At 45.6% G+C, this 12454-nt stretch carries 13 protein-coding genes and 1 riboswitch; all 13 genes read right to left on the bottom strand.

Features of this window, described 5'->3' with window-relative positions; translation table 11 throughout:
- Positions 1 to 8: 8 nt before the first annotated feature.
- Positions 9 to 677: a methionine ABC transporter permease gene (locus BHE18_RS21340; protein WP_071620493.1), complete on the bottom strand. Its 669-nt coding sequence runs from the start codon at positions 675 to 677 to the stop codon at positions 9 to 11.
- Complete coding sequence (locus BHE18_RS21345; protein ID WP_071620494.1) at positions 674 to 1696, bottom strand: methionine ABC transporter ATP-binding protein; 1023 nt, start codon at positions 1694 to 1696, stop codon at positions 674 to 676. The genes BHE18_RS21340 and BHE18_RS21345 overlap by 4 nt, the downstream gene beginning before the upstream one ends.
- 147 nt (positions 1697 to 1843) lie before the next feature.
- A riboswitch (SAM riboswitch) is annotated at positions 1844 to 1950 on the bottom strand.
- Positions 1951 to 2067: 117 nt separating this feature from the next.
- On the bottom strand, positions 2068 to 2421 hold the full coding sequence (locus tag BHE18_RS21350) for an SCP2 sterol-binding domain-containing protein (RefSeq protein ID WP_071620495.1): 354 nt from the start codon (positions 2419 to 2421) through the stop codon (positions 2068 to 2070).
- A gap of 244 nt (positions 2422 to 2665) precedes the next feature.
- On the bottom strand, positions 2666 to 2989 hold the full coding sequence (locus BHE18_RS21355; protein ID WP_071620496.1) for a thioredoxin family protein: 324 nt from the start codon (positions 2987 to 2989) through the stop codon (positions 2666 to 2668).
- Position 2990: 1 nt separating this feature from the next.
- Positions 2991 to 3353 carry a toprim domain-containing protein gene (locus BHE18_RS21360; RefSeq protein WP_071620497.1) on the bottom strand — a complete coding sequence of 121 codons (363 nt, stop codon included), beginning with the start codon at positions 3351 to 3353 and terminating at the stop codon, positions 2991 to 2993.
- A 408-nt stretch (positions 3354 to 3761) separates the two neighbouring features.
- Positions 3762 to 3998 (bottom strand): YusG family protein, encoded by a 237-nt coding sequence (locus BHE18_RS21365; RefSeq protein WP_071620498.1) that lies wholly within the window; start codon positions 3996 to 3998, stop codon positions 3762 to 3764.
- A gap of 91 nt (positions 3999 to 4089) precedes the next feature.
- Positions 4090 to 4473: a glycine cleavage system protein GcvH gene (gene gcvH / locus BHE18_RS21370; protein ID WP_071620499.1), complete on the bottom strand. Its 384-nt coding sequence runs from the start codon at positions 4471 to 4473 to the stop codon at positions 4090 to 4092.
- 136 nt (positions 4474 to 4609) lie between these two features.
- Positions 4610 to 4966, bottom strand: coding sequence for an arsenate reductase family protein (locus tag BHE18_RS21375; protein ID WP_071620584.1), 357 nt, complete (start codon positions 4964 to 4966; stop codon positions 4610 to 4612).
- Positions 4967 to 5109: 143 nt separating this feature from the next.
- Positions 5110 to 5412, bottom strand: coding sequence for an ArsR/SmtB family transcription factor (locus tag BHE18_RS21380; RefSeq protein ID WP_071620500.1), 303 nt, complete (start codon positions 5410 to 5412; stop codon positions 5110 to 5112).
- Positions 5413 to 5444: 32 nt separating this feature from the next.
- Positions 5445 to 6227 (bottom strand): SDR family NAD(P)-dependent oxidoreductase, encoded by a 783-nt coding sequence (locus BHE18_RS21385; RefSeq protein ID WP_071620501.1) that lies wholly within the window; start codon positions 6225 to 6227, stop codon positions 5445 to 5447.
- Positions 6228 to 6442: 215 nt separating this feature from the next.
- On the bottom strand, positions 6443 to 8227 hold the full coding sequence (locus tag BHE18_RS21390) for an acyl-CoA dehydrogenase family protein (RefSeq protein WP_071620502.1): 1785 nt from the start codon (positions 8225 to 8227) through the stop codon (positions 6443 to 6445).
- Between the two features lie 358 nt (positions 8228 to 8585).
- Positions 8586 to 9764, bottom strand: a complete 1179-nt coding sequence (locus BHE18_RS21395) for an acetyl-CoA C-acetyltransferase (RefSeq protein ID WP_071620503.1) — start codon at positions 9762 to 9764, stop codon at positions 8586 to 8588.
- 34 nt (positions 9765 to 9798) lie between these two features.
- Complete coding sequence (locus BHE18_RS21400; protein ID WP_071620504.1) at positions 9799 to 12183, bottom strand: 3-hydroxyacyl-CoA dehydrogenase/enoyl-CoA hydratase family protein; 2385 nt, start codon at positions 12181 to 12183, stop codon at positions 9799 to 9801.
- Positions 12184 to 12454: the final 271 nt, after the last annotated feature.

Consider the following 12454-nt stretch of genomic DNA (forward strand, 5'->3'; position numbering starts at 1 on the left):
CTCTCCTTTTAGCGTTTATCTAATTTTTTTGTAAAGAAATCTCCAATGAATTGAATCCCGAACACGATCACCAGGATCATGATGGTCGATGCCAGCGTGACATCATCCCTGCTGCGCTGGAAGCCGTCCAGATAGGCAAGGTTGCCAAGTCCGCCTGCCCCGATGACCCCTGCCATAGCGGTATATCCGACAAGGGCGATGGCCGTCACCGTAATACCGGAAATGAGTGCCGGCATCGATTCGGGTATCAGGACTTTCAGAATGATTGTACTTGTCTTTGCACCCATTGCCTTTGCTGCTTCAATTACGCCTTTGTTTACTTCCCTCAGGGCGATTTCAACCATTCTTGCGTAAAACGGGGCTGCCCCGATTATGAGCGCCGGCAGGGCTGCGTTCGCTCCGCGGATGGTATCAAGCAGGAACTTCGTGAACGGGATCAACAAGACGATCAAGATGATGAACGGGATCGACCTGAATACATTCACGACCGCACTTGTAACCGTATAGGTGAGCTTGTTTTCCCACAGATTTTCTTTTGAAGTCAAAAATAAAAGAATCCCAAGTATGATGCCTAATACGAAGGTAATAAGTACCGAAACCCCTGTCATATAAAGGGTTTCCAGTGTTGCTTCCCAAAGCTTTTCCCAATCGACATTCGGAAAGACCGTTTCGATCATCCTGCCATCACCTCCACTTTCACCAGCTGGCTTTCGGCAAACGCGAGCGCTTCCTTAAGCTGGGATTCCTCTCCGTCCAGATGGACGAATAATGTGCCGTAAGCCCCTTTTTGTGTCTGTGATATCTGTCCCTGCAGAATATTCACTTCAAGGTCGAATTTTCTGATGAGCGAGGTGATCAGCGGCTGCCCGGTCGATTCACCCACGAAAGTGAATTTCAAAACCTTCCCAGTCGGATACTCTTTGATCAGCTGCTCGATCACTTCATCAGAATCCTGATCCTGCGATACTTCCTTCACAAACCGTTTTGTCACCTGCTGCTGCGGATTACGGAATACTTCGAGCACATCCCCTAGTTCGGCAACCTTCCCATTTTCCATGACGGCTACACGATGACAAATCTTTTTGATGACATGCATTTCATGCGTGATCAGGACGATGGTCAGTCCCAGGCGCTTGTTGATATCCACAAGCAGATCAAGAATGGAGTCGGTGGTCTGCGGATCAAGTGCCGAAGTAGCTTCATCACACAGAAGTACGCTCGGGTTGTTCGCAAGTGCCCTTGCGATGCCGACACGCTGTTTCTGCCCGCCGCTCAGTTGTGCAGGGTACGCATCCCCTCTTCCTTCAAGTCCGACAAGCGTCAGCAGTTCGTTTGCCCTTTTAATTCTTTCCTTCTTCGGAACCCCTGCTATCTCCAGGGGAAATTGAATATTATCAATGACAGTCCGTGACCACAGCAGATTGAAATGCTGAAATATCATTCCGATCGACTGCCTTGCTTCCCTGAGCTTTTTACCTTTTATCGTAGATACTGCCTGGCCGCCTACATTGATAGTCCCTTCTGTCGGTACCTCGAGGCCATTCAGCATCCGGATCAGCGTACTTTTTCCGGCACCGCTGTAGCCGATCACCCCGAATATTTCACCTTCCTTAACAGAAAGGTTAACTCCGTTCACTGCTGAAATCGGTCCTGCTTTTGATTGATATATTTTCTTCACGTCTGAGATGGTAATCATGATGTCGGTCACCTTCCTTCTATTAAGTAAAACAATCGTTCTAATAAGAATTAACACTCCTATTAAGCGTGCACCCCTTGTGAAAAAGGGCAATAAAAAAACCTTCCCGCTGATAAGCAGAAAGGCATAATCAAATGACTATCCTTCCTCTTATCTGTCAAAGCATCTGCTTTGAGTGAATTGGCACCATTTCAATTTGCATTGACGGTTGCCGGGCTTCATAGGGCACTTCCCTCCACCACTCTTAATAAGAGTAAGTCAAATATATTAAGTTAAAGATTTAAAAGTCTCAGAAAATTCATTACAAAAGTGATTCTATCATCACATTTAAGGGGGTGTCAATTATTTTTTTCAGAAGATTACATTTTTCATTATATTTCCACAGTTTCTTTTACAACCGGTCTTGTCAGCCATAATACAGATTCGATGAAAAGGAGCTGCCGGTATCCTCCCTTTATATCCAGTTGATTATTTTCAACCATTCGTGATAATAGCTCCTCTCCTTCCAGCAGGCATGCGATCATGTCTTCATTCCCTTGAATCACGAACTGGGGGTCATGTGCCATTGGGTCTTCCACGATCTTACACTCCTTATTTGAAAGGGAAATGGTGTAACGCTGATCTTCACATTGAAAATCCAGGATGAATGGATTTGATGGAAATAAAAGCTGCAGATGGTACTTCGAACGGCATTGTTCAATTAGAGTTTCTAAGTGATTTATCATACATACCCTCCCGCGAATCTTCTTACTAATACATTCTACTTCTGGGTATTTTATCCTCTCGCAGTCGCTCGACATGATTCAGAAGGAATGTCGCATTCTTGTCGAAATACACAGTTTTGAATATTCAGAATATAAATTCCGAGCAATTTCTCTAAAAATTTCCCAAGAAATATGTCCTTGTTTGTAGAAAGGTTTTCTTCGCGTGATCGTACTTTATTCTAATAAAAGCCATAGAAAAAGACCTTTATATTGTAAAGGTCTCAACTTTCTTCATCATTTCGTATATATATGGGACTGATTGAAAGGCATAAACCCTTTCAACTTCCTTCGAATTCTTATATAGGAGCAGACAAGGAACACTTTCGATGGACTGCTCTTCTGCAAACTTCGGTAAGTAATTCAAATTGACTTTTTCAAAATGAAAGGAATGGGGAAGATTTTCTACGATATCCAGCATTCTCCCGGCTACCTGGCATGTCCCGCACATCGGGGTGTATAGATACACGGCGGCCAGTTCATATGTGTTGATTGCATCGTGCAGCGCTTTTTCATTACTTACCTCGTTCAACTTAACTCATCCTTTTTTCCAAATATTCCGTGTGTACATCGATATTGGCACCGACCAGGACAGATGCAAGATGATACTCGGGTGCAGATGCCACTTCTTTATACATCCTATCGATATATAAGTGTTCTGCCTCCGGGAATTCACGCTTGAATTGTTTCCTCAGCTTTTCTCCTGCATGATCGGCATCTACCAGTATATAAACATCTCTCTGTTCAAGCGAATCAATCAGTTCGTCCATTTTTGCGATGCTGATGGTCCCATTTGTACAGATTATTTCAATCGGTTCTTTTATGATCACTTCGACTTTTCGTTTATCTGTGGTACCTTCGACGATAATTACTTTTTCATCACCAATTTCAAACATTGTCATCACCTTATCTTTCAGAAAATAAGATTAGGATAGTATATTCAATTATTTAGAGATGATGTCCACTACTTACTCATATCTTCTCATTTTTTTCAGGAAATAGAAAGAAAAAAGGCTAGTTTAAACCCCGCTGTTGATATCCGTGCTAGACTTCGCTTTCCGCGGGTAGCCTGTGAGCCTCCGCGGGTAGCCTGTGAGCCTCATCGGCAAGCCTGCGGGGTCTCCCTTTTCCAGCTGCAGGAGTCTTCGTCTTGCACTCCAATCAACAGCTGGAACCGGCTTATACATATTTTTACTAACTAAGCAATTGAGACAGCATCTTTGAATTATATTTACATACCTTGAATCATCTTTATAATAGGCAAAAGGGTGCCGGCTGTCAGTCCTGCACCCTTTTTGGCAATATTAACACCAGCCGCCTTCATCGCAGTCCGTATAACGTGTATCGGACCCTTCAGTGGCGGTGTAGCTTTGAAAAATTTTATTTTCTTTGGCTTCAAAATTAGGTTCCATGGAGATTCCGTCAAGCGGCACAGCCATACTGCCGATCGACTGATTATCAAGGTACAATTCCAACTTTCCATTCTTTAACTTTCCGGTCACACGGTCGGTGACATCGAGTTTCTTCGGTTCCAGCGTCATAAGGGTCATCCTTTCCATATTGGTATCTAACGTTAGAATGCCCCAAATAAAAAACAAAACACCTTGAGAATTCACTCAAGGTGTCCGCGGATTAACCTTCGTTAATCATTTCATCATATTGTTCTGCAGTCATAAGCTTGTCCACTTCACCGGCATCAGCAGGTTCAATGACGATCATCCAAGCTTTTTCGTAAGGGGACTCGTTCACGAATTCAGGGCTGTCAGCAAGTTCTTCGTTCACTTCCACGACTTTACCTGAAACCGGAGCATACAGTTCAGAAACAGTCTTAACGGACTCAACGCTTCCGAAAGGTTCTGAAGCGGTTACTTCGTCTCCAACTTCCGGCAGTTCAACGAATACGATGTCGCCAAGTTCGGATTGTGCAAATGCTGTAATTCCAATTCGTACTTTTTCCCCTTCTGTTTTGACCCATTCATGTTCTTCTGAATATCGAAGATCTTTCGGTGTACTCATTTCAAATCCCTCCAAATCCTTGTTATACAACCTAATATTGACACACTTTTAAATGAAAAAGCAAGAAAACAAAAAGTTTCCCATAAAACTTTTTATACACTGTTACAGAACCTTCCAACTCCGTCCTGACAGGGATCTATTTCCATGTTTCTTCAAATGTTTCTTCCTTGAATCCAACAGTCACTTTCGAGCCGTCAGTCGTGATCGGACGTTTGATGAGCATCCCGTCTGAAGACAGGATCTCAAGCAGTTCATCGTCGGAAGCAGTATTCACTTTATCCTTCAATCCAAGCTCACGATATTTTTTCCCGCTTGTATTAAAGAACTTTTTCAACGGCATGCCGCTTTTTTCGTAAAGGCTTTTAAGTTCTTCCTTGGACGGGGGATTTTCAACGATATGTATTTCATTAAAGTCAGCGTTATTGTCTTCAAGCCATTTCTTGGCTTTGCGGCATGTACCGCATTTTGGATATGAGTAAAATGACAATGACATATTACCACCACCTTTCGATTTTGCCCGGTTTTCTTCTGCTGAAACCATATAGATTGCCTTCCATCATCTCACGACGGAAGGCTGCTTCTCTCCACTAGACTACATTCGACAGACTTCGTTATTTTCCTTCTTTTGCAGGAGGTTTATTCGCAATGATTTTCAATTGTCCCGACGAGCTCTTTAAGCAGTGCAGCCGCATGATCAAGCTCAAGCGAATAGAAGCGCTGAGTTCCTTTCTGCTCCAGGGACACAAGCTTTTGATCTCTCAGTATCTTTAAGTGATGCGAGACAGCTGGCCTTGAAAGTGTGAGATGCTCAGTGATTTCGTTGACAGTCAGAGGTTCCTTTTCGGCGAGGAGGACAATGATATCCTGCCTGTAAGAGTCGCTTAATGCTTGAAATAAAGGTGTGCAAGCACGAAATATTTCAATGGATTTTTGCCCCATAATGTTCACCCTTCTCTTTCTTTCAGCTATTATTATATCCGTTCCTGGACTTTGCGCACAATCTTAGTGACCATCCTGCGCGGGAGGAACCGTATGGACCCTGCAAGCAATCTATTCTTCACTCCCGGTATGATGACAACCTTCTTTTGATTAATCATTTGCTTATATGCTTCGTCCACAACTTCCTCAACAGTCATGACGCCTGATTGGAAAAGTTTCGATTCCTGAAGGTCGGCTGCCTCTTTAAACCCTGTAGAGGTTGCACCGGGACATAGGGCCATAACTTCTACTCCGTGAGACTCCCATTCATTTGCCAGAGCCTCAGAGAATGAAAGGACGTAAGCCTTGGTTGCATAATAGACAGCCATTAATGGTCCCGGCTGGAAAGCTGCAGTGGAAGCGACGTTCAGGATCTGTCCTTGTTTCCGTTTCACCATTTCTTTGCCAAAATACTTACTGAGCTCAGTAAGAGCGGTTATATTTACTTGTATCATATCGACTTCTTTCCTGATTTCTGTCTGTTCAAATTCGCCGAACAAGCCGAAACCGGCATTGTTGATGAGAGTGTGGACTTCAATGCCTTTCGCAGTAACCTGCTCGTATATAGATTTTGAAGCCCTTGGGGCCGCTAAGTCACCCTCAATGACATGTGCCTTAACGCTGTATTTCCCTTCTAATTCCTCTGCAAGTGAAAGAAGCTTATCCTTACTGCGGGCAACAAGAACAAGATCATGTCCGTCTCCAGCAAATTTGTGACTGAAGGAAAGACCTATCCCGCTTGATGCCCCAGTGATCAGAACTGTTTTGTTGTTCATTTATATTAACCGCCTTTCGTCTTTATGTTTAAACACTTAAACGTTTAAACATATAATAATTATTATTCAGCGTTATGTCAAGACAATAGGTAAGCGGCATTTACTCCAGCTGCAATATTGAGGTTTACTAACTTCCTTACCAAAATTAAACCCAAAACAAAAAACAGACCCCCAACTAAATAAGAGGTCCGTTCCTTTCACCAACCATTCACTTATCAAACTACATACTTCTCAGCGTCAACCAGCTTTTCAGATGCTTCACGCTTCACTGCGATCACGTTGATCGGTGTGTGGCGCGTGAATTTACGGAGTGCTGAAAGCATCATGCGGAGAGTGTCGCCCTGTTCTGTTGCCACGAGGGTTTCTTTTGCATGTGCTTCAATTTCATTGAACGCTTCCTGACAGAAGATTTGCGTGTAAAGAAGCTTTTGTTTCGCTTTTTCAGCTCCGCCCTTCTCAAGCGCTTTTTCTGTACGAAGGACAACGGATTCCATGGCATATGCGTTCGATACGATATCCGCGATGTTCACAAGGATTTCCTGCTCTTTTTCGAGTGCATTTCCGAACTTCTGAGCTGCTAATCCAGCTAACATCAAACCGATTTTCTTCGCGTTTTTCACAAGATATTTTTCTTGTGCCAACGGCTCGTCGCCCACTTCTTCAGGCATAAGCATCATCAGTTCTTCCTGAAGAGCCTGCGCTTTTTGAAGGAGCGGCAGTTCGCCTTTCATTGCTTTGCGAAGATACGTGCCCGGTACAAGCAGGCGGTTGATTTCATTCGTTCCTTCGAAGATACGATTGATGCGGGAGTCGCGGTACATTCTTTCAATCTCATACTCCTGCATGAAGCCATATCCGCCGTGAAGCTGGACGCCTTCGTCTACTACATAATCCAGTACTTCCGTCGCGAAGAATTTATTCAGTGAGCACTCGATGGCATATTCAGCGATCGACTTCGCCACTTCCGTTCCATTTTTGACTTCTTCATCTGTAAGCTTGCTCATGCGGTCTTCGAATAATCCTACAGTACGGTATACGGAGCTTTCGGCTGCATACAATTTCGCTGCCATTGTCGCCAATTTTTCTTTAGTCAGGTTGAAAGAAGAAATCGGTGTCTTGAACTGCTGGCGCTGATTTGTGTATTGTACCGTTACTTCAAACGCACGTTTACTTGCACCGACTGCACCTACACCAAGCTTATAGCGCCCGATGTTCAGGATATTGAAGGCGATGATATGCCCTTTTCCTGCCTGGCCGAGAAGGTTTTCCACAGGGATTTCTGCATCTTCAAGAATCAATGTACGTGTGGAAGAACTTTTGATTCCCATCTTCTTTTCTTCCGGACCAGTCGATACGCCTGGATAATCTTTTTCAACGATGAATGCAGAGAAATGCTCGGCGTCGATTTTCGCATACACAACAAATACATCAGCGAATGCCGAGTTTGTGATCCACTGCTTCTCACCATTCAAAATATAATGCGTGCCCGCTTCGTTCAGTTTCGCTGTCGTCTTCGCACCAAGTGCATCTGAACCTGAACCCGGCTCCGTCAATGCATAAGCAGCAAGCTTTTCACCTGTTGCAAGTGCAGGAAGGTACTTTTGCTTTTGATCTTCGTTACCGAAAAGGACGATCGGAAGTGATCCGATTCCGACATGGGCACCGTGGGAGATGGAGAAACCGCCTGCACGGGACATTTTTTCAGCAATCAAAGCCGAGCTCACTTTATCAAGACCAAGTCCGCCGTATTCTTCAGGGACATCCGCTCCAAGGAGACCCAGTTCCCCAGCTTCTTTCAATAAGCGTACGGAATGATCGAATTCGTGGTTTTCAAGATTATCGATGACCGGAACCACTTCGTTCAGCACATAATCTTCAGTGGTTTTCGCGATCATTTTTTGTTCGTCGGAATATTCTTCCGGTGTGAATACTTGATCAAAGCTCACATCTTCGATTAAAAAACTTCCACCCTTAATCAATTTATCAGTTTGATTTGCCATTATTGACATCCCCTTAACGTTTTTTTGAAAGGTTCTATAAACACCGCTGTTGATTTCCGTGGAAGACTTCGCTTTCCGCGGGTAGCCCGTGAGCCTCCTCGTCACTTCGTTCCTGCGGGAAGAAAAGCGGAGGCGGCTCGTTCAGCCCCGACAAGCATAAGATGAATAGGCTGAAAAGGCGCTTTTTGCCTATTTAGCTTATGATCTCGAGGGGCTAGCCGCCGGTGCTGGACAAGTCTCACATAAGCTACTCTTCCCGCAAGAGTCTTCGTCTTCCACTCCAATCAACAGCTAGATCCATTTAATCCAATTAAGCTCCATGAAAATAGACGATTTTAAATTCGATATCTTCATTCTCTTAACCGATCAGTTCAAACACCCCGGCTGCTCCCATTCCGCCGCCGATGCACATGGTGACGATGCCGAATTGCTGGTTGCGGCGTTTCATTTCGTGGACGAGTGACAGGGTCAATTTTGCACCTGTGCATCCAAGCGGGTGACCGAGTGCGATCGCTCCGCCGTTTACGTTCACTTTGTCTGCATCAAGGCCAAGCTGGCGGATGACCTGGATCGACTGGGAAGCGAATGCTTCGTTCAGTTCGAATAGGCCGATATCGGACAGTTCAAGACCTGCCATTTTAAGTGCGCGCGGAATCGCTTCGACTGGGCCGATCCCCATGATTTCCGGCGGCACGCCTGCTACGGCAAAGCTTCTGAACTTCGCCATCGGCTGCAATCCAAGTCCATCCGCTTTTTCGCGGTCCATGACCATCACCGCTGCAGCCCCGTCACTTGTCTGAGAAGAGTTCCCTGCCGTGACAGACCCTTTTACATTGAATGCGGGACGCAGTTTGCCAAGTACCTGTGCACTTGTTTCAGCACGGACCCCTTCGTCCTTCGCAAACTGAAACGTCTTTTCTACCAGTTTGTTCTCGGCATTCACAGAACGCTGCACCACATCAACCGGCACGATTTCATCGTCGAACTTTCCTTCTGCTATCGCTTTTGCCGCTTTCTGATGGCTTCTCACCGCAAATGCATCCTGGTCTTCACGCGATACGCCGAATTTCTTCGCCACTTCTTCTGCCGTGTGACCCATGCTCATGTAGTACTGCGGAGCCGTTTCAGCAAGCTTTGAATTCGGTCGTACGACATGCCCCATCATTGGTACAAGACTCATCGATTCCGCACCGCCGGCAATCGCCGTGTCGGAATGGCCCAGCATGATTTTTTCAGCTGCATAGGCAATGGACTGCAAGCCTGATGAGCAGTAACGGTTAATCGTGATGGCGGGAACCGAACTCGGAAGCCCGGCAAGGCCTCCGATATTCCTCGCCATGTTGAGGCCCTGCTCGGCTTCCGGCATGGCACATCCAATGATCAGATCGTCGATATTCCCCTCATAGTTCCCGGCACGTTTCAATGTTTCTTTTACGACAAGGGCACCAAGGTCATCCGGTCTCACTCCCGCCAATGACCCTTTTCTTGATTTTCCGACTGGTGTTCTGGCACCAGCCACTATGACTGCTTCACGCATGATGTTCCCCCGCTTTCTGGTTTGATTTATATGATTAGTTGCGTAATGGCTTTCCTTTGACAAGCATGTGCTGCATTCTTTGCTGTGATTTAGGCTGAGCGATCAGGCTCAGGAATGCTTCCCTTTCAAGATCTAGTAAGTATTGCTCATCGACTTCGGTTCCGAACGGCACTTTTCCGCCGGCGATTACGTACGCCAGCTTCTTGGCGATCAAAAGATCGTGTTCTGAGATGAAGCCTGATTGATACATCGATTGTGCTCCGAGCAGCAGCGTACCGTATCCTGTTTCACCTGTTACCGGGACTTTCTTGCGGATCGGTGCTTTATAGCCGCTCTCATAAAGGGCGATAGCAGCCTGTTTCGCATCATATAATAAGTGGTCGCCGTTCACACTCACTCCGTCAGCCTTGCTGAGGAAGTTGTTTTCCCTTGCTTCATCGCCAGAAGTCGACACTTTTGCCATGGCGATCGTTTCGAATACTTTATTCGCTATTTTCTGAAGGTCGAATTCCACTCCATTCGGAAGGTTCGCCAGATGTTTCATATAAAGTTCTTTGTTTCCGCCTCCGCCCGGGATCAGGCCGACTCCGACTTCCACAAGCCCCATATAGGTTTCCATGCTTGCCTGAATATGTGCAGCCGGCAGGCAGACTTCGCTTCCTCCGCCGAGCGTCATGCCGAATGGCGCTGCAACGACCGGTTTGGATGAATATTTGACTTTCATCATTGCCTGCTGGAAATGGCGGACGACCATATCGATTTCAAACACATTGTCATCCTGGGCCTCCATCAGGATCATCGCGAGGTTGGCACCTACACAGAAGTTCTTGGCCTGGTTTCCGATGACAAGTCCCTTATAGTTCTTCTCCACTTCGTCAACCGCGAATTTGATCATCTGAATGATATCAAGGCCGATTGCGTTGTTCGGAGAATGGAATTCAAGAAGGGCAACACCGTCCCCGATATCGATCAGGCTTGCACCTGAATTCTTCTTGATCAGCTTTCCTTGTTTTTTCAACAGCTTCAAGTCAATCACTTTCGGGTTGCGCTCTACAAGCTTGTATTCACCATTATGGTAGAAATACAGCTCTCCCTCTTCTTCTTTATAAAAATGGGTATGCCCCGCCTCAAGCATTTCTTCCACCCACTGAGGCACGGTCACGCCTTCTTCTTTCATGCGTGTGACGGATTTTTCAATCCCGATCGCATCCCATGTTTCAAACGGTCCTAGCTCCCAGCCGAATCCCCATTTCATGGCGCGGTCGATCGCCACGATATCATCGGCGATTTCACCGTGCAGCTGCGCTGAATAAGTAAGGACCGGGGACAGGATGTTCCATAGGAGGGAACCTGCTTTATCTTTCGCATAGGCAAGGGACTTGATTTTATTCCGGAGTCCCTTTTCATTCTTGCTCATTTCAACTGAAGCGGTTTTCAGCTTTTTACGCGGCCCGTATTCCAATGTTGCCGGGTCCAGTTCAAGGATCTCTTTGCCCTGCTTCAGGAAGAAGCCCTGGCCGCTCTTGCTTCCAAGCCAGCCGTTTTCAAGCATCTTTTGCATGAATGCAGGCACTTCGAATACTTTCTTTTCATCGCCGTCCACTTGATCGTAGACATTTTTAGCCACATGCGCGAACGTATCCAGACCAACGACGTCAAGCGTTCTGAACGTTGCACTCTTTGGTCTGCCGATCAACGGACCTGTTATGGAATCGACCTCTCCCACGCTGTAACCGCCTTTCAGCATTTCCTGCACTGTCACGAGCAGTCCGTATGTCCCGATTCGGTTTGCGATGAAGTTCGGTGTATCTTTTGCAAAGACGACACCTTTCCCGAGTGCATCTTCACCGAATGTTTTCATGAAGTCCACGACGTCACGATCAGTCTTCTTAGTCGGGATAACTTCAAGAAGCTTCAGGTAGCGCGGCGGATTGAAGAAGTGGGTGCCGAGGAAGTTCTTCTGGAAATCCTCCGAACGGCCTTCTGCCATTGCTTCGATTGAGATGCCAGATGTATTGGAGCTGATGATGCTTCCAGGCTTACGGTGTTGTTCAACCTGTGCGAATACCTTCTTTTTTATGTCCAAATTTTCAACTACGACCTCGATGACCCAATCGCACTCGCTGATTTTTTTCATGTCATCTTCAAAGTTACCGGCTGTGATCAGCGATAAGTTTTGTTTGGAAGTGAGTGGAGCAGGTTTTTGCTTAAGGAGCTTTTTTAAAGCGTTTTCACTCATGCGATTGCGAAATGCCTTGCTCTCTGATGTTAAACCCTTTGCTTTATCTTCTTCTGTCAATTCACGCGGGACGATGTCTAATAATAGTGTTGGAATACCGATGTTCGCTAAATGTGCCGCAATCCCGGATCCCATTACTCCCGATCCCAATACTGCAGCTTTTTGAATTCTGCGCGTCAATGTGTTCTCCCCCTTTGTTTGCACTGTGTTTTCATTGGATAACCGGCCTGATTTGGTCTGGTCCGGACAACTTTGAATGAATACTCATTCATTTTTTCCTCAAAAAAAAGATCCGAATGAGTTTCTGTTATCTATAATATATCGGATATTCTAAAATATCGCAATATTTAAACGTTTAAAATTGTGAAATTTTTTCAGTTTTTCTAGTGCCTTAATTCCCATGTCATAAACTCTCCTCCATAAGGACATTTTAAGAATGGAGGTGTTTTTC

It is taken from the genome of Rossellomorea aquimaris, assembly GCF_001877785.1.
Lineage (GTDB): Bacteria > Bacillota > Bacilli > Bacillales > Bacillaceae_B > Rossellomorea > Rossellomorea aquimaris_A.